This window comes from Helicobacter canis (assembly GCF_008693005.1).
Classification (GTDB): Bacteria; Campylobacterota; Campylobacteria; order Campylobacterales; family Helicobacteraceae; genus Helicobacter_B; species Helicobacter_B canis.
Map to the genome: position 1 here is coordinate 1 of NZ_VXKE01000016.1, position 19,090 is coordinate 19,090.

Genomic DNA, 19,090 nt, shown 5'->3' on the forward strand with positions numbered 1-19,090 from the left:
AAAAGAAAAAGGGGAAAAGGACGAGGAGGGGGGGGGGGGGGGGGGGGAATCTAAAGGATTCGGCTTCGGGTAATCATTGCACTGATTTCACAAATTTTGAGAGAACCGCAGACCTCAAGTCTAGCTCCCTCTCAAAATTTGTGAAAAACAGCACAAGCAATACCGCGATTCCTAGAATCCTAGAACAAAAACAGCAATTAGAATCCAAAAGCGTTGATAAAAAACAGACACAACCCCTAGAATCCCACAGCGATAGTGAAAATCAAGCCCCAACACTTTTCACCCAAGCATTTTTTGCACGCGCTGGGGTTTTTCTCTTTAGCTTTTGCACATTTTTCCCATTTTTCTCCACGCTGTGGGTGCGTAGATTCTTTGGCAAGGTGGATATTACGCAAATCATCTTCCACTTGCGCTTCCCTGTCGCGCCAAATGGAGTGGATATAGATTTTATCTTCTCTTTTGTAGCTCTTGCTCTCTTGCCCAGCCTTGCTATCTCGCTAGCTCTTACATACCCTAGTGGCACGGCTAGGCTTTTTGTGGCGAGCTATGAGATCTGTGCGCGCTTGTTTTTGTGGAGTAAAGAGCTCGTGCGTAGCCACTCCTTGATAGCGCGCTATGTTTTTATCGCCCTGCTTAGTGTATATGGCTGGAATTATGTGGGCAAAAAGCTCAAAATTAGCGAGTTTATCGCAAGCAACAAGGTGCATAAAACCTATGCAAACTTCTATGAGAGCTACTACAAAGCCCCTGATATAGAATCTATCAAGCAGAGCTTCTCTACAATACAAAAGCCTAGAAATTTACTTGTGATTTATATGGAGTCTATGGAGGCGACCTTTGGGAGCAATGATGCCAGAGATTTTGCTGTGAAAATCTCTCTGCCCTTTGCCGAGCTAACGCAGAATCTAAACTCCCTAGCTTCAAGCGGGATAAGTTTTAGCCATATTAGGCAAACTACAGGCACAGGCTGGACGATTGCAGGGCTAATCTCCTACAACTGCGCTTTCCCGCAAACTTGGCTGCCATTTAATGCTGGCTTTAATGATAGTGTCGCGCACTACTTCTTGCACTCGGCTACTTGTTTGGGCGATGTGTTTAGCGCGCTTGGCTATGAGCAGGCGTTTTTCCGCGGGGCGAATGCAGATTTCGCTGGGTCTAGGGGGTTTTTTGCCTCACATAGTATCCCTATGAATGATCTTAGCTCCATAGAGGCTTACGCGCAGGGCTTTGAGGATTATCGTAATGATTGGGGCGTGAAAGACTCTGTGCTTTTTGCCTATGTCAAAGAATATTTGCAAGAGTATGCCGCTAAAAAGGACAAAAAGCCCTTTGCTTTTTATGTGCTAACAGCCGATACGCACGCGCCGGGCTTTGTGGATAAAGCTTACTGCGATCTCCCCACAAGCTATGCAAACTCCCTGCACTGCTCAGATAAGATTGTGGGGGATTTTGTGCAGTGGTTTTTGCAAAGTCCTTTGGCAAAGGATACGACTTTAGTCTTGCTGGGTGATCATCTCACAATGCAGCAGCGATTTGTGCAAGATGGCACAAGCAGAAGTATCTACAACGCCTTTATCAATCCAGCTTTCACCAAGCCACCCACGCAAAATCTCACTAAATCCCGCCTACTTAGCCACTTTGACATCACAGCATTGCTGCTAGATTCTATCGCTATCCCTACGCGCGATTTTGGGCTAGGGCGCAACCCTCTCTATGAGCGCACGCTCCTTGAGCAGCTGGGGGAATCTAGCCTTGCCACAGAGCTTAGCAAGCCTTCGCGCGTGTATGAGCGATTCTGGGAGTTTGATAGCACTAAAGAGCTGCACTAGGCTTTTAGATTCTAGCTAGAGCCGCGCTCTTTGCTAGAGACATATTTCGAATACACATAGCTTACGCTTAAAAACAGCACGCCCATACAGACAAATAGCGCGATCTTTGCTAGGCTATCAAGTCTGCTTGTATCGATGAAAAAGACCTTGAGTGTGGCAGCCCCAAAGAGCACAAACGCATAGATTTTATACACCTTATAGCGCGAGATGAAATACCCCGCTAGCATAATAATCCCAAGCAGCACTAGCGCGATAGAGTAGGTATATAGCTCAATCTCACCAAACCCAGCACTCCCAAACTCATAGTGCAAGCTCCTATCGCCTATCACTATATCGCCAAAGAAAATATCCCCCCTCCCAGCAAAGCATAGTCGTATCGCATACACCAGCGCACCCACAATCCCCACAAGAGCCGCGGTATTGGCGATGAGCTGCAGTGAGAAGCGTGCAAATGTAGCGGAGTCTTTAGTATCCTTTTTAGAGTCTTTTGCTCCTTGCGCGTGCCACGATGTGGCTAGGGATTTTGTGTAGCACAAGCACAGCACTCCAGCTAGCCCCACAAGCACCACTTGCGCTATGATTGCTATAAAGAGCTGATTTAAGGCTTGGAGCATATCTAGCTCCACTGCGGCATAGGCATAGGTATAGCCCTTATAGGAGAGAAGTAGCGAGCAGAATCCCACAAGCCCATAGACAAAAAGCACTAGGCTTGAGCGCGTGTAAAACTTTATCCAAAGTGGATTCTGGTGCAAAGGTTTTTGGTGAGATGAGTGATTAGCTAGCTGGCTCTGCTGGGCTAGATTCTGCTTTGTGCGCACTCTGCCACTGATTGTAAGCGCACCAAATGCGATGGCAAACACCGCACAAACCACCAGCGTGCGCGATAGGCTCTCGCGCATAAAGAAATTATCAAACCCCATAAACCAATGTCGCACAATCCAAAGTGCGCAGAGATTGATGAGCGCGAGTATCTCCCAAAGTAGCAGCCCAGCTAGAGCAGCGAAAATCCCACGGCGTGAAGTGGAGAGAGAGGCAGAGGGAGAAGCGGCAGGAGAATCCACCGCACGCGCTAAAAGCCAGAGATTTATCGCACTCACAAGCATAAAAACCCCAAGCTCTGGCAGATACGAGCCGCGCAAGCTGCCAAATAGCCCATAGAGCAAATCAATCTCTACAATATGCGCCCAAGTCGCCAGCAGCCCAAAGCCAGCAAACACCCACTCAAAGCCGCTAATCCCCCTAGGCAGAATCCTTGTGCGCCCAAGCAGGGCTAGCAAAATACCGCTTGCAAGCCAGAGCAGAGAGACTCTCATCGTCCGCGGAAGCGTGTGTAAGAGATCATCGCCAATGAGCCCAAGTGCCCCAAGTGCGCCAAACGCGCTTACAAGCAGCAGCACATCGCGATAGGGTGTGAGCCCATAGACCACCACCGCGCGATACACCCAGCCAAACACCCCAAGCCCTAGAATCCACATCGCATATTTGCCAGCACTCTCAATCCAATCAAGGCAGGCAATCTGCGTGGAGAGTAGGAGAAAGCATAGCGCGCTAAAGCTCATAAGCCATAGATACCATACGCGCATACGCACCACACTAGAATCTTTAGCAAGGGATTCAGCTTGTGGGCTAGAATCGCGGATTTCTGCGGCTTGCTTCGTCGATAGACAGCCTAGTCTTATCTCCTTGCAAGCCTTGAAAAACCACGATTCTAGCCGCACAATCTTAGAATCCCAAAATCTCTTAGAATCCACTTTTGCACCAGAAGTGCTTTTTGCGTCATTGCGAGCGTTATTTTCCGCGTGGCAATCCACATCTATGCAAGCGGATTCTAGCCCACAAGCTAAATCCCTAAAGCGCACATAGACATAAAGCCCCGCCACTATGCCTACCATAAAGCCAAGTGCCACCAGCGTGCTTGCCCCAGCAGTCTTAATCACAAAGCAGAGCATAACAATGCCAAAGGGGATAGGCAGGCTTAGATAAAGTGGGCTAATAGGATAGCGTGCAAAGCGCGTGAGTGCTGGGAGTGCGAACAAACACGCCATCACAAATGCCAAAAACGCTAGCTCAAGCGTGCCAAAATCCATATAGCCAAATCGCGCAAAAATCCCAGCAATCCCCACGCATAGCACAAGCGCAGAGAATGCCAAGCTAAGCCCCAAAGCATTGCGCCACAATGACATAGCCTTGCTAGACTCTCCACTGCGTGCTTGCTTATTTGTAGATAGCGTAGGCGCATACATAAGTGCAAAAACACTATGCGCCCCAAGCAGTGCCACAACCACAAACACAAGCAGCACAAGCGCGCCTCGCCCCACCTCACGCAAGAGCACAAAATCTAGCATATAGCCTAGCACAAACACATTTGCGATGAGAAATATCGCAAATTGCCTGCTTCTTATCGCAATGCTAAGTGCGAAAAAATAGCACACAAGCACATAGACAAAGAGCATCGTAGCGTGATACGCCCCACTTGCGAGCAGCACAGGCGTGCTAAAGCTCCCCAGCACGCCAAAAATCCCTATCACCACCCCATAGCGCAGGGTCAAAACAAGCGCAAATATCGCGATAAATGCCAGCAGCGCAAATGCCCCTGTAAGCCCAAAAAATCTATAAAAATAATACCCCCCATACACTGCTAGAAACTCCACCACCAGCCCTGCGCCAATGCAGGTTTGGGCGATTATGGAGGGGGATTTATGGCTTAGGCGTTGGAGCTTCCTTGCTAGTGTGTGTTGATAAAGCGTGGAGAGAAACCCACACGCAAGCAGCAGCACGCCAAAGGCAAGACTCAAGCCTATGCGCACTTGGGGCGTGATAAGGGAGTGATTGATTGAGTAATTGACAAGGAAAAATGCCGCAAGGATAAAAAATATGCCACCAAGCAGGGCAAGGCTGTTTTGCGTGAATGTTTGGAGGAGGCGTTGGAATTTGGGGGTAGGCTGTGTGCTTGGGTGTGCTGTGGATTGGGGCTTACTAGAATCTTTAGCGTGGGATTGCGCTTGTGGGCTAGAATCGCACGACCTCTTAGAATCCACTTTTGCGCCATTGTGGGCGGTGTTTGTGCTGTCATTGCGAGCAAGCGTGCTAGCGGTTGCGTGGTAATCCACCGCCCCTCTGTCATTGCGAGCCTTGCCGCTAGGCAAGGCGTGGCAATCCATTTGCGTTTTTTCAAAAGTGGATTCTAGGGTTTCTCTATTTTGGGCGTTTTTCTTAGAATCCACTTTTTCGCCTTGTTGTTGCGCGTGGATCGCCGCGCCGATTTTATCAGCTTGTGGTGATAGGGAAAAGCTAGATTCTAGCTTCTCTAGTCTTGCCAGCACGCGCCCAAGCTTACTATGTGCGAGCTCCAAATCTCTAGCAAACCGCTGCGCCTTAGAGTGGGCGATAAACCCATACACCGCACCAAGAAACAAAAACACTATAAAAATACTAACCAGCACAACCACAAGTTCCATCAATACTCCTTGCTATTATTATAGATTCTAGCGCACAATCTCCCTAAGGCGCACAGGTGTGAAGTCTAGCTCCTCGCAGCAGACATTGACACAAAAGCGGTTATAAGTCTTTTTGGTATGCGTGTGTCCGTGGATATTGAGACTGCAATCACAGATTTTATACGCTTCATCAAGCACATCGCGCGCTAGGTAGAATCGATCATCTTTTTTGCGGTTAAACACAGGAAAATGGCTAAACATCACGCGCTCACTGCCAAGGTCTAGCACAATGGCATTGGCATAAGGGTCTTTGAGCTGGGCTTTGCCAAACTTTGCCTTAAGTCGCTCTTTGACGCGTTTTGCTTCAGGGATTTGGAGCTTTAGCTTGTGGCAGACTTGCCACTCGTGCATTTTCTCTACACGCTCAAACTTGCCAATGTCATTATTGCCTACAATGAGCAGCTTCTCTCCGTGTAGGCGCGGTAGATATGTATAGCCCATATCAAAGTATAAATCCCCTAAATGCAGCACCTTTTCATCTGCGCCCACAGCGGCATTCCAGCGATAGACTTGCAGCTCATCAAAGCGCGTAAAGCCGCTAGATTTTAGCGCGAGCTTGCGGATAGGCTCCTTTTTCATCACGGCTTTATGCCCGAAGTGTGTATCGGAAATGACAAAGGTATCAAGCGTTATGTGGTGCTTCATTGTGTGCTAAAAATCCTTGTGGGGTGGTGATGTCAGTGATAACGCCATTTTCTAGGCAATACACGCGCGAAGCTAGGGAGATGGTGCTTGGGCGGTGCGCGATTAGGATAATGATCTTGTTTTTTTTGATCGTGTCAATGCTCTCCCGTATAGCTTCTTCTGTGCGCATATCTAGCGCGCTTGTGGCTTCATCAAAGATAATCACATCACAATCGCGATAAATCGCTCGGGCAATGGCGATCCTCTGCCTTTGTCCGCCGCTAAGATTCGCGCCAAACTCATCAAGCATTGTGTAGATTCCATTTTCACAAGCCTCCACATACTCCCAGAGCTGCGCCTTTTTCAGGCTCTCTATCACGCGTGCTTCATCGATCTCCTGTCCATAGGCGACATTAGCAGCAATGCTATCGTGGAAGATAAAAATACGCTGCGTTACGATAGTGATATGATCGCGCAGGCTTTTTTGCGTGAAGTGCTTGATATTGGTGCCATTGATACAAATCTCCCCAGAGCTTGGATCATACAGGCGCAAAATCATATTGACTAATGAGCTTTTGCCACTGCCGCTTCTGCCCACAAGTGCAATGATCTCATCGCGTTTAACCTCTAAGCTCACGCCATTGAGTGCAGCAACTTCATCATAGTGTAAATGCACATTGTTGATAGCAATTTCTTGCAATGGGGCTTGCAAGGTTTTATCCCCATCGATGATATTTGGGCGCAGGTCTAAAATTTGCCCGATTCTCTCCCCCCCTACAAGTGCGTCTTGAAAGCTTGTGATAATGCCTATCACGCGCTTGATGGGCGTATAGAGCATAAAAAGTGCCGTGGTAAAGGAGCCAAACTCGCCTGTTGTCATATTTCCAGCGATAACCTCACTCCCCCCCACAAAAATCACCACCCCAATGGCGACAGCCCCCAAAGTCTCCATAATAGGACCATTAAGCCCGCCTATAAGCGTGGCTTTAATGCCAAGCTTGAAGAAGTGTAGATTCTCTCTTTTGTAATGCTCTAGCTCGATTTTCTCGCCATTGTTTGCCTTGATGATTTCAGCATTATTAAAAACTTCAGTGATTTTAGCGGTGATGTCGCTGTTTTTCTCCTGTGTTTTGCGTGAAATGCGCTTTAAGTGGCGGATAATTATTAGAATAGGCAGCACAGCAAGGGGCAGCACCACAAGTGAGTAAAAGGCAAGGCGTGGATTTTGGTAGATCACCACGCAAAGCAGCCCGATAATCGTAAGGCTCTCGCGCATAAAATCGGCAAAGTAGTTTGACACCGCCGCTCGCACTAGCCCTATGTCATTCGTAATGCGTGCGATTAGCTCACCTTTACGCATTTTGTTGAAAAACTCTAAATCCAGCCGCAGCATATGGGCTAGGACATCTTCGCGGATTCTGCGCACAATATCTAGCCCAATATAATTGACAAAGAAGTTTTGCGCATACGCTCCCACACTCTTGCCAAAATACGCTGCGATAAACAATGCTGGCAAAAGTAGCAGCATAGCCGCATCTTTTTCGGTGAAGATTTTATCTAGCACAGGTTTCACAAGATAGGTAGCAGATGCCGTGCAGCCCGCATTGATAGCACTTGCACAAATCGCACAGAAGAAAAAGAAATAGTAGTCTTTGATATAGGGATAAAAGCGTGTATAGAAACTTTTCATTGCAAACCTTTGCCACACTCTTTGGCTTAGCGGCTAGAATCTTAAGGGATATAAATTCGGTATTTTAGCATTTTTTTACAACCCTAAGCTCCGCTTGGGGGTCTGCGTAGATTTATAGAAGGGAAATTTCGCTACAATGCGCGACTTAGCGCGTAGTTTGCGTGTATAAATGTGTGGAGAGAGAATATGTGTGGAATTGTAGGCTACATCGGCACAAAGGAAAAAAGAGAAGTTTTGCTAAGTGGATTAAAGGAGCTGGAGTATAGGGGCTATGACTCTGCTGGCTTTGCGGTGTTACATAATAGCGAGCTTCTAGGCTTTAAAGCCACAGGCAAGCTGCACAACCTAGCTCAAAAGACTAAAGACTTTAGCTCTAGTGGATTTGGGCTAGGTATAGCGCACACAAGATGGGCTACACACGGCAAGCCCACAGAGGCAAACGCCCACCCCCACACAGGGGAGTTTAGCTATGTCGTGCATAATGGCATTATTGAGAACTATAAAGAGCTAAAAGACTCCTTGATAGCAAAGGGGCATAGCTTTGTGAGCCAGACAGATACAGAAGTGATTGTGCATTTGTTTGAAGAGAATCTAAAAGTAGCGCAAGATGCGCGAGCTGCGTGGGAGCAGACAGCCCAAAGCTTGCAAGGCGCGTATGCTACGCTACTTATCACAAAAGCTGCACCTGATAGGATCTTTTATGCTAAAAGTGGTGCGCCTTTGATCATTGGCGCGACAAAGGCAAGCTTAGAGAGCCCAAATATTGACAGGGAAGTATTTTTCGCCTCTTCGGACGCGCCTTTGATTGGGCTTGTGGATATGGTGGTGTATTTAGAAGATGGCGCAGTGGGAGACTCGCTTGACCTACCTAAGCTAGAGCCCAAAGCAGCTCTAACGCACTCTAAATCCTATGCGCAGAAAAATGGCTTCCGCTACTTTATGGAGAAAGAAATCTATGAGCAAGAGCAAGTGCTTTTAGAGACAATGATGGGCAGAGTGAGAGAAGATAGCATTAGGCTTGATGAGCTAGATTCTAGGCTGTTTGAGAATGTGAGTGAGATAAGTATTTGCGCGTGCGGGACGAGCTACCACGCAGGAATGGTTGGCAAATATCTCCTAGAACGCAAAGCAAAAGTGCGTGCCAATGTCGCTCTTGCAAGTGAGCTGCGCTATGCTAAGCCCATTTTACTGCGTGATGAACTCTTTATCGTAATCTCCCAAAGTGGCGAGACGGCTGACACCCTAGAAGCCCTAAAGCTTGCTAAATCCCAAGGACTGCGCACGCTAGCTATTTGCAATGTCGATAATAGCTCGATCGTGCGAGAAGCAGATGCGGTGCTGCTCACGCGTGCTGGGATAGAAAAGGGTGTAGCTAGCACCAAAGCCTTTGCCACGCAAGTTATGCTGCTGTGGATTCTAAGCGTGTTTTTGGGGATTTTGCGCGGGGTGATTGATGAGAAAGGGCGCAAAAGTGAGCGCGCAAGTATGATTGCAGCCATTTCTGCGACCAAGGTTAGCCCAACCTTGCACGAGCGGCTTAAAAGGCTCTCCAAGCGGTATTTGCACGGGCATGGATTTTTCTTCATCGGGCGAGATGTGTTCTACCCGCTAGCCTTAGAGGGTGCGCTAAAGCTTAAAGAAATTAGCTACTTGCACGCTGAAGGCTATGCAAGCGGGGAGATGAAGCACGGACCTATCGCACTCGTTGATGCTAATCTTTTCACCATAGCCCTTATGCCAAAGCACCTACTCTATGAGAAAATCGCCTCTAATGTCGAGGAGCTAAGTGCTAGAGATGCGACTATTTGTGCGATTTCTCAAGATGAGTTCGCGCTCGCAGATGATTGGATCAAAATCGATCCTGCCCAAAGCTATATGGAGGAGTTTTTCTCTATGATGGTGGCACTTCAGCTGCTAGCCCTTGAAATTTCTGTGCGGCTGGGCAATGATGTGGATATGCCAAGGAATCTTGCTAAGTCTGTTACCGTGGAGTAGCTAGAATCTAGCTTGAGAGACACTAGGTGTCAGGCTTTATAATATCTTTTAGATTCTAGGAATCTATCATATTGCAAGGAGAATTTATGCTTTTAGAAGAAAATCTAGCCCAAGCCAACAATGGGCAAAAAATCAGTGCAAAAGGCTATGCAGTTACGCACAAAGATGACACATTTAAGCCCTTTAACTTCACTCGCCACGCGATGGGCGAGAATGATATTTTACTTGAGATTCTGTATGCTGGAATCTGCCATAGCGATATACACTCTGCTAGAAGTGAATGGAGGAAGGGAATCTACCCTATGGTCCCCGGGCACGAGATAGCTGGGCGTGTGGTAGCTGTGGGTAAAAATGTGAGTAAGTTTAAGATCGGCGATTATGCGGGGGTTGGCTGTATGGTAAATTCCTGCGGTGAGTGCGCTGCGTGTAAGCAAAGTCAAGAGCAGTTTTGCGAGAATGGCAAGGCGGTTTTTACCTATGATTGCCTTGATTGCTTCCACGATAATGCCCCAACTTATGGGGGCTACTCAAACAATATCGTTGTGAGTGAAAACTTTGCGATAAAAGTGCCGCAAAATGCCCCACTAGACAAGGTCGCTCCACTGCTTTGTGCAGGTATCACCACTTATAGCCCCTTAAAATTTAGCAAGATAAAAAGGGGCGATAAAGTCGCAGTAGCAGGCTTTGGCGGACTTGGGCTTATGGCGGTGAAATACGCCCTATATCTTGGGGCGGAAGTGAGTGTGTTTGCACGAAATACACTTAAGGCTCAAGAGGCTAAGAATCTAGGTGTCAAAGCCCTTTACACTGCTACAAGTGAGTGCAAAGAGCGATTTGACTTTATCATTTCTACCATTCCTACGGCTTATGATGTCAATAGCTATGTGGATTTGCTGAAGTTTGGCGGTGAAATGGCAATTGTTGGGCTGCCGCCTGTGGAGCTAAAAACGCATATTGATGTAACAAGGCTTGTTTTTTCTGCGGGTAAAAAGGTGTATGGCTCACTTATTGGCGGCATAAAAGAGACGCAAGAAATGCTAGATATTTCCGTGCAGCAGGGAATCTACCCAGAAGTAGAAGTCATTAGCGTAAATGATATCAATACAGCTTATGAAAATCTCACAAGTGGCAAGGCAAAATTCCGCTATGTGATTGATATGAAAAGCTTGGAGGGGTAGTGCGGCTCTAGGCTAGAGTCTAAAAGGCTAGAATCTAAGAGATAGATTCACAAGGCTTGCTGTAAGGGTGTCCCTAGAGCCTGCCTCTAGCCCTAGCTTAGCGTTATCACTTTGATCTTGCGCGTTTAGATTCTAGTAGATTCTAGCTAGAATCTACTTTTTGTCATTGCGAGCCGACAACGGCGGCGTGGCAAAGCGTAGCTTCTTTAGAATCCATACTAGAATCTACCTTTAAGGGATCTCAAGCTACCTAGAATCTAGGCAGCTTGAGCGCATTAGAATTTCTTGGTATTGACATCTTTGATGATTTCTTCTGCGATGTCGCCGACTTTTTGCGTGATGTCGTTTGTATGGCTGGCGATGGTGGCGTTCTCTTGGGTCGATCCCTCGATTTGGGCGATAGACTCATTGATCTGCGCTAGCCCTTCGGTCTGCTCTTTGATAGACTCGCTCATATCTACGATACTTTGGGCAAGCAGATTGACATTGGCTTCAATCTCGCCTAGAGACTTTGTAGTGCGCTCTGCAAGCTTGCGCACTTCATCTGCCACCACGGCAAAGCCCCGCCCGTGCTCTCCAGCGCGCGCTGCTTCAATGGCGGCATTCAACGCTAGCAAGTTTGTTTGGTCAGCGATGTCTTTGATAATGCCCACGATATTGCGGATATCTTCTGTCTGCTGGGTTACTTCTTGTGCCTTGGAGCTGACATTTTGCATAGAGGAGCTGATTTCTTCCACGGCGGTGGCACTCTGCCCTAGTGCTGCTGCTTGCTGGGAGCTAGACTCTGTGAGCCGCTGCATAGACTCTGCTAGCTCGTTTGATCGCTCATTGAGCGAGTTGGCAAAGCTTGCTGAAGAGTTGAGCATTTTCTTAATCTCCTGCCCCAAAGTATTGGTTACAAGCTCGACTCGCCCATTTGCATTGGCGATCTCTGTGGTGAAGTCAAGCCTTACAAAGCTATCAAACACGCGCTGGATTTCGTTCATATCGCGCCCGATGTGGTTCTGCAAGACATCGAGCATAGCATTTAGGACATTTTTTAGCTCCACTAGCTGGGGGTTATGGGGTATAGCGGCGATCCTAGCACTAAACTTGCCAGACTCTATATCCTTGGCAGTTTGGGCAGACTGGGCGATTGCCTGCTTATCTTGCTCTAAGCCTTTTTGCGTGTTGGCGATATTTTGGTTAATCGCTAGCACCATACCGCCTATCTCGTCATTTGCCTTTGGGGTTACAAGGCTAGGCGGCGTGCTTGTTTCGTGGTTTAGGTATTTGAAGAAATTTACTAGCAGATTTGAGACGACTTTGAGCCGCGAGACTACTGCTTGCTTGATGTAGAAAAACACAGAGATGATCACAATCAGCAGGGAAATCACCACGCATAGCACGATCAAATTGCGCAGAGAATACACCGGCTGCATAATCACATCTAGCGGGGCTACCACCATAGCACTCCAATATGTCCCTGTGTTGTAGAGCTGCAAGGAGGATAGCCCTACTAGCGCGTCTCTTTTGTCTATGGTTTTGTATTCATAAATGCCTGAGTCGTGAGCTTTGGCGACTTGCTTTAGGGCTTGGGCGTGCTCATCGGTATTGACTTCTAAAATGTTTTTGCCAAGCGCGTCTTGGCTTGGATGCACGCCTATATCGCCATCTTCTGTCATTATGAAGCGATAGTCTCCATCAAACACGCTCAAATTGCCATTTTGCATCCAAGAATTTACTCGATCCATACTTATCACTAGCCCCAAGACCCCTATAACCCTGCCTTGTTTGTCTTTGATAGGGATATTGAGCCCAGAGAGTAGCTTCTGCCCCTTGCCATCAAGATCGGCGAAAGTCGGTGTGCCGATGGTGTTGCCCTGTGTTTTTAGGGCTTTTTGCAGACTTTGGGACTGCAGGATTTGCTCGCTTGCTGGGATTGTGTATAGCCCGCCTTTGTTGTCGATATCGCTATCGCCTCGCACGATCATAAACTCGCCGTTTTTCAGGGTGTTGATAGACTTGGAGGGCTTGAAGTGCTTAAGATACAAGTAGCCGAAGTTGGCGTTGTCGTTGGCATCTAGCATATCTTCGATGACTTTTTCTAGCTCGGCTTCTGTGGCTGTGCCGCCACTCAAATTTGCCTCGATAGAGTTATGCACGCCATCAAGAAATGCGAAGGTTTGATTCACACTTCCCCTAAGCAAATTGCTCATACGCAAGGAGACATTGCTAAGGAGCTTTTGCGCCTCGCGCTTTTGGATAGCGGTGGAAGAGCCGATGATGACGAAAGTCATAGTCGCCATACATACGATGATGATAGCAGCAAGTAGTAGCGATACTCTTGTGCCTAGGTTTAGGTTTTTTAGCATAGAAGCCTCCTGTAAGTTTTGCAGTGATTTTGGTAAAAGCAAAAGCCAAAAGCATTGTAAAGCTATAAACCGCAGAATTTAACACAAAAAAAAAAAAAAAAACGCAAGGAAGACCAAGAAAACTTGCCATATTTTTCACACTGCTTGCTATAAAGTGGCATTTTGCACTTATTTTGTGCGAGGTAGAATCTAAAAAGGCTAGATTCTACCCTTGTGAGTCTTGCGGGTCTAAAAACCGCTCATCGCTAAAGCTATTTGCGTGCAAGTTACTAAAGGCGTTTTTGAGCGATTTGAATAAAAGTGGATTCTCAAGCTCGAGGTTTTCTAGCATTTTTTTGGTATTTGCCCTAGATTTTGGGCGTTTATCTTCAGGGAGCCAATTTATGGGGCAGTTGCAATCAGGGGCTATGTAGATGTTGTTATTAGCGATAAAGTCGCGGATCTGCCGCTCGCGCACAAAAATCATCGGGCGCAGGACATACAAGCCATTTTGCGCGCGATAAATGGGCGGCATAGAGCGCAGCGCGCCATTAAAGCTAAGATTCATAAAAAAGCTCTCCACCGCATCATCTAAGTGATGTCCTAGGGCGATTTTATTAAAGCCGCCCTCAAGGGCAAGTGTGTAGAGACTGCCTCGGCGCATCCTAGAGCAAAAGCTGCAGTAAATTGTCCCCTCTCTTTTGTGCTCTTCTAAAATCTTATAAATATCTGTGCGGATTCGCTCATAGGGGATATTGTTTTGCTCACAATACTTGATGATATACTCATACTCCCCACCCCTGCCATAATCAATCGTAACTGCCTTAAAGTCGAAAGAGAAAGGCGCGTGCTTCTTCATATACGCAAGGATTGTGGCAAGTAGCATAGAGTCCTTGCCCCCACTTAGCCCTAGTAGGATTCTATCGCCCTCTTGGATTAGGCGGTATTTGGCATTGGTGCGCCCTACGATGTTTAAGATCTTTTTGCTAATGGTGGGAGTGATGGGGGCTGTCATTGGGGCTTCTTTATGGTGCTGGCTAGCTCTTGTGCGCTTTGTGCGCTAAGAATATCGCTCTTATATTTCAGGACGATCACGCCTTCTGTGTCGTTGGTATAGACTTCGATAATGCCTTCTTTAGATTCTAGGGTAGAGATCTTGCTGCGATCATACTCGCTTATGGGGAGGTAGAGGTTTTTCTGCTTAGTGGGGCTTGCTAGCAGAGCAAAAGAGCCTAGCCATAGCACACAAATCACTGCGACAATAATCCCTATCCACATAATCCCTAAATGGTGGTATAGCACACCGCCTAGCACACCCCCTGCAAACGACCCTGCATACGCATAGGTGGTAAAGACTCCCAATGCCCTGCCTCTCTCGTGAGCCTTAGCATACTTGCTTGTGAGCGATTGCATAATAGGCTCTAAAGTCGCAAAGCCTATGAAAAACAGCACGATCCCTACGACAAATAGCCATAAATAATTCTCCGCCCCACCAATAGCAAGCAAAATATATGCGAGCAAAAACAGCCCCACACCATAGCCTAGCACGAGCTTCGCCCTGCCATATTTCTCTGCCAAAATACTCGCAGGTGCTAGGGCGAAAATCCCACAAAGTGCCGCTGGAGTGTAGATCTTCCATAAATCTTCTTTATGCGCTCCTAGCTCATTGACAAAGCACAGAGGGATTACGACAAAAATCAAAGTCATAAACATCTTTTCTAAAAATGAGCTGCAATTCATAATGGTGAGATTGCGATTGCGCGCGCTTTTTTGCGGGGCTTGCTCAAAGGAGTAGGAGATTTTGGGCGTGGGGGGGACTTTGAGCGCAAGCAGGAGCATTGAAATAAGCGTGAGTGCAGCAGTAAGCCAGAAAAGCCACGCCACACCGACATAGCCACCGATGATTGGACCAATAAGCATAGCAAGCGTAAAGCTAGCAAATATCCCCCCACCCATAATCGCCATAGCTCCTGTGCGCTGCTCTTCTCGCACAAGATCAGTGATCTGCGCGCTAACTACACCGCCAATCGCGCCCGCCCCTTGGATAAATCGCCCAAGAATGAGTAGGTAAATATTATCGGCTAGTGCGCAAATAACAGAGCCTATAAGGAAGATAAAAAGCCCTGCCATAACGACCTTTTTGCGATCGATTTTATCGCTTAGGATTCCAAAGGGCGTTTGAAAGATGATTTGCGTAAGATATGCCCCGCCCACAGCAAGCCCTAGCAAAATCGCGGAAGTCTCGCCAAACTCTGTCGCATACAAAGAAATAACCGGAAGCACGATAAAAAGCCCCAAAAATCGCAGAAATACCACGAAGCTTAGGGGAAGAATTGCCTTGAACATTCGATAATCCTTGAGTCAAGTTGTGTTAAATCTGCTATTATAGCTGGTTTTTATCAAAGCTTGGCTTGCAGTGCTTTAGGGACTTATCATATACATTAAAGAATACATTAGGAGATTTTGATGTTTCAATTTATTGTTGCTAGTGGGAATAATGGCAAAATCCGCGAGATCCGCGAAATGCTTGGAGATTTGGGGCAGGTGCTTAGCCAAAAGGAGGCAAATATCCTGCTAGAGCCTGAAGAGTGGGGGACGACTTTTAGAGAAAATGCGCTAATCAAGGCAAAATCCGTGTTTAACGCCTTGCCCGGGAATCTCTATAGCGTGTTTGTGATCGCTGATGATAGTGGGATTTGTGTCGATGCGCTAGGTGGTGAGCCCGGAGTCAAAAGCGCGCGCTATGCTAGCACCACGCATAGAAATGCCGAAGATGGCGCGAACCGCTGCAAGCTTATCATCGAGCTAGAGAAGCGTGGTGTCGCTAGCTCAAAGGCGCAGTTTGTTACTTGTATGGCGTTGGTGGGGGTGGGATCGCGCGGCGAGTATGTGGAGTATGTGGCAAATGGTGTGTGTGAGGGCGAAGTCATCAACCACGAAAGGGGGCATAATGGCTTTGGCTATGACTCGATGTTTATCCCAGATGGATTCTCACAAACTCTAGCAGAGCTACCCTCTGAAGTGAAAAACTCTCTCTCCCACCGCTACAAAGCCTTGCAGCAGATCCGCGATCGCCTAGTCCACGCCTAGAATCTAGCCAAGCTATGGGAATCTAGCGTGAAAAGAGTGCTACAAACAAGCGCGGTGAAATATGCCATTGTCGGTGGGATCAATACCCTTGTGTGCTGGGTGGTGATCCTTGCGCTTACTTGGCTTAGTGTGCTGCCAGAGATCGCCAATATGCTTGGCTATGCCGTGGGCTTTGCCAACTCCTACTTCCTTAATAAAAAATTCACCTTCAAATCCACCAACTCCCACAAGCAAGATCTTATCCGCTTTGGCGTGGCTATGGGGCTAGCATATCTCATCAATCTAGGTGTGCTGATCCTGTGCTATCGAGTGTTATTGATAGATAAGTATGTCGCGCAAATTATCGCGGCGGTGTTTTATACGATAAGTGGGTATGTTATTAGCAAGTTTTGGGCGTTTAGATAGTCTTGGGTGTTGAGGGTTGCTTGGGTGGATTCAGCTTTGAGCGATTCATCTTTAGTAATCCTTAGAATCATTTATCTTAAATCAGCCTAGCCCTAGAATCCTTGTTTGCAATCGCAAGTCTTAGTGTATCCACGCAAGCTTGTAATTATGGAACTTTTTTTGCTTTGAACTTGGGAAATTTGAAGCGAAGGACCAATCGTGCTAGAGCAAGTAAGTCATATCGAAGCGGTGAAAAAGACCCCATTTCCCATAGATTCTCCAAAGGCAAAGCCTAGTAGTAAGGGCGGTGCAGAGCCTGCGCCAGACTTTAAAAGCGTGCTTGAAAAATCACTACAAGAGCAAGCACACACTTCCGCCCCCACGGCAAATGCCAAAGCTAGTGCGCAACATCTACAAGCTGCCCAAAAGCTTGCCAAAGAGCCTGCAAGCCCACAAGCTAGCACCAAGCAAATTAGCACCAAGCAAATTAGCACAAAGATAGAGAGTCCAAGCACTGCTAATGCACTCCCAAGCACCACTGCAACGCCTAGTGCGCCTACTTCTGCTCCATTAGCCCCCAAGGGTGAGCCGCTAGGTGTAAGCAAAGAAGCACCCCAAATGCTAGCCCAAGCCCTAGAATCCAGCACGCCAAAGCAAAGTGCTACTCCAAGCCTAAGCCAAGATAGCGCGCCGCTCCCTGCCCTAGCTCCCAAAGAAGCCCCCCAGCAGAAAAAAAGCTTAAATGATATGGCAAAGCAAGAACCTCAAGAGAGCTTTCTCTCTAAAATCACGCAAAATGCCAGCAAAGCAGAATCTAGCTCGCAGCCCAAAGCAAGCGGCACAAACGCGCAAGTAGAATCTAGCACACCCAGTGCGCAAGGAGCTAGCGCGAAGCTAGATTCTAGCGGTGCTAACGACACCGCGCTAGAATCTAATGCGATCCAGCAAGCCCTGCAAGCTAGCGCGCTAGTCGCTGGCGCACAAGAAGTAGCCCAAAGCTTAAGCCCTGCAAAGCCTAGTGCGCCAAGCACTCCTGCTGCTCCTACTAGCCCTACTAGCGCACCTTTACAAGATGGCACGCCAAAAGCCACGCCAGCAAATGCCTTAGCCAAGCCAACGCTAGGTGATGTGGTGCAAAAGGCGCAAGATCTCGGGCTAAACCCTAGCAAAGCAGAATTTACCCAGCAAGAAGAGGAGTTTAAAAACTCCGTGCAAGCGCGCACCGGTATTCGCCAAGCCCCAGCAAGTGAAGGGATCAAGCAGTTTTTTGACAAGCAAGATGAACAGAGCTTGCGCCCACTTTTTTCTATGCTTAGTGTGGCAAATGCGCTTGATGCAGCAGCGCGCAGAAGCAGTAAGGCTAATCGCATAGAATACGCCATTGAGAGCAAGACGGAGAAGATTGCCATCATCAATCGTGGCAAAACCTTGCCTAAAAACATCACAGAATCTAGGCTGAAAAATGAGCGACAAGAGCGAGTCTTTGAGCAGATACAAAAGGACATTATCGCAGGCAAGGAGCTAGACTTAGAGCAGATAAAGGCAGAGCTTTTTGCTAGCAAGGTAAGCGAGAGTCCAAAGCCTTTAGCCCAGCCCACTAGCCCAAGCCAGCCAACGCAGAGGCTTGTAAGCACAGCAGCTGCAATGGCTACTCCAGCTTTGGTGCAAGGCGCGCAAGAAGCATTGAGAGAGTCTCAAAAATCTAGCAAAGATCCAAGGGAGCAAGCCCCACGCGCAAAGGCTAAAGCAGCTCAAACAGCCCAAATGCCAAGCGCAGAATCTAGCAAAGATTCTAGCCCACTTCGCGCCGAGCTAGAATCTAGCACACCAAAGGAGCTGGCGCGTGCAATGGAGAGTGAGCTAGAGCTAGCGGATATGGAGCTACCAAAAGAGCTTGAGCTAGAGAGAGCGCAAGAAAAGTCCCCCAAGTCTGCCAAGCAAGGCGAGCAAAAGGCAGAATCCAAGCTAGAATCTAAACTTGCTACAAGCGCGGCTCTTGGGGCAAGTGCTATGAAGCAGGAGCTAAGTAAGCCGCAAGTAAGAGAGATGATCACTTCATTTGTCAATCAGTTTGACCAAGAAGTGAAAAATTTCAAGCCCCCGATGAATAAGATCTCCCTAGAGCTTAATCCAAAAGAGCTAGGCAACATTGAGCTAACTATCACGCAAAGGGGCAATAACTTGCATATAAGCGTCATCTCTAATCCCCAAGCGATCACGCTCTTTGCGCAAAATCAGCTAGATTTGCGCCAAAGTCTTATCGCTCAAGGCTTTGATGGTATCGATCTAAGCTTCTCGCAAAACTCTAGCGGTGGCTTTGGCAGCGGTAGCCAGAATAATGATCAAGCTAGCAAAGACAATGCACAAGGCGGGCTAGAATCTGGGCTTGAGTATATGGCGAAGGATTCTAGCGAGCCTGGTATGGAAATCACCCTACCGCTCTATGCGTAGAATCTAAATTAAGGAGAGA

Annotated in this window: 11 protein-coding genes and 1 pseudogene; 6 read left to right on the plus strand and 6 right to left on the minus strand. The window is 47.6% G+C overall.

Annotation, left to right across the window (positions count from 1 at the left end; translation table 11 throughout):
• Positions 1-1,829, plus strand: a 1,829-nt coding sequence (locus F4V45_RS05275) for an LTA synthase family protein (RefSeq protein ID WP_150337384.1), incomplete at its 5' end; no start/stop codon positions are given.
• Positions 1,830-1,840: 11 nt separating this feature from the next.
• Here F4V45_RS05275 and F4V45_RS05280 read toward each other — a convergent pair.
• From F4V45_RS05280 to F4V45_RS05290, 3 genes are read right to left on the minus strand one after another with little or no spacing between them, the layout of a single operon-like run.
• Entirely contained in the window at positions 1,841-5,287 is a 3,447-nt protein-coding gene (locus tag F4V45_RS05280; protein WP_150337385.1) for a DUF2339 domain-containing protein, read from the minus strand.
• A gap of 27 nt (positions 5,288-5,314) precedes the next feature.
• The gene (locus F4V45_RS05285; RefSeq protein WP_150337386.1) at positions 5,315-5,971 is read right to left on the minus strand and encodes a metallophosphoesterase; all 657 of its coding nucleotides are present in this window, start codon (positions 5,969-5,971) and stop codon (positions 5,315-5,317) included.
• The gene (locus F4V45_RS05290) at positions 5,949-7,640 is read right to left on the minus strand and encodes an ABC transporter ATP-binding protein (RefSeq protein ID WP_150337387.1); all 1,692 of its coding nucleotides are present in this window, start codon (positions 7,638-7,640) and stop codon (positions 5,949-5,951) included. The genes F4V45_RS05285 and F4V45_RS05290 overlap by 23 nt, the downstream gene beginning before the upstream one ends.
• 186 nt (positions 7,641-7,826) lie before the next feature.
• Here F4V45_RS05290 and glmS point away from each other — a divergent pair, with 186 nt between their 5' ends.
• The gene (gene glmS, locus F4V45_RS05295) at positions 7,827-9,635 is read left to right on the plus strand and encodes a glutamine--fructose-6-phosphate transaminase (isomerizing) (protein WP_150337388.1); all 1,809 of its coding nucleotides are present in this window, start codon (positions 7,827-7,829) and stop codon (positions 9,633-9,635) included.
• Positions 9,636-9,721: 86 nt separating this feature from the next.
• Positions 9,722-10,813, plus strand: a complete 1,092-nt coding sequence (locus tag F4V45_RS05300) for an NAD(P)-dependent alcohol dehydrogenase (RefSeq protein ID WP_150337389.1) — start codon at positions 9,722-9,724, stop codon at positions 10,811-10,813.
• Positions 10,814-11,184: 371 nt separating this feature from the next.
• Here the strand turns inward: F4V45_RS05300 and F4V45_RS09935 are convergent.
• The 3 genes and pseudogenes from F4V45_RS09935 to F4V45_RS05315 form a co-directional block, all read right to left on the minus strand.
• Positions 11,185-13,167 (minus strand): annotated as a pseudogene (locus F4V45_RS09935) (methyl-accepting chemotaxis protein); the annotation flags it as partial.
• A gap of 205 nt (positions 13,168-13,372) precedes the next feature.
• Positions 13,373-14,161, minus strand: coding sequence for a tRNA 2-thiocytidine biosynthesis TtcA family protein (locus F4V45_RS05310; protein ID WP_150337390.1), 789 nt, complete (start codon positions 14,159-14,161; stop codon positions 13,373-13,375).
• Positions 14,158-15,492 carry an MFS transporter gene (locus F4V45_RS05315; RefSeq protein WP_150337391.1) on the minus strand — a complete coding sequence of 445 codons (1,335 nt, stop codon included), beginning with the start codon at positions 15,490-15,492 and terminating at the stop codon, positions 14,158-14,160. Before F4V45_RS05315 ends, F4V45_RS05310 begins: the two co-directional genes overlap by 4 nt.
• Before the next feature lie 120 nt (positions 15,493-15,612).
• Between F4V45_RS05315 and rdgB the strand changes: the two genes are divergently transcribed.
• The 3 genes from rdgB to F4V45_RS05330 all read left to right on the plus strand — a co-directional run bounded on the left by rdgB (position 15,613) and on the right by F4V45_RS05330 (position 19,071).
• Positions 15,613-16,236 carry an RdgB/HAM1 family non-canonical purine NTP pyrophosphatase gene (rdgB, locus tag F4V45_RS05320; RefSeq protein WP_150337392.1) on the plus strand — a complete coding sequence of 208 codons (624 nt, stop codon included), beginning with the start codon at positions 15,613-15,615 and terminating at the stop codon, positions 16,234-16,236.
• Positions 16,237-16,263: 27 nt separating this feature from the next.
• A complete protein-coding gene (locus tag F4V45_RS05325) occupies positions 16,264-16,641 on the plus strand; it encodes a GtrA family protein (RefSeq protein WP_246145143.1) in 378 nt (125 codons plus the stop codon).
• A 198-nt stretch (positions 16,642-16,839) separates the two neighbouring features.
• Complete coding sequence (locus tag F4V45_RS05330; RefSeq protein ID WP_150337393.1) at positions 16,840-19,071, plus strand: flagellar hook-length control protein FliK; 2,232 nt, start codon at positions 16,840-16,842, stop codon at positions 19,069-19,071.
• Positions 19,072-19,090 lie beyond the last annotated feature (19 nt).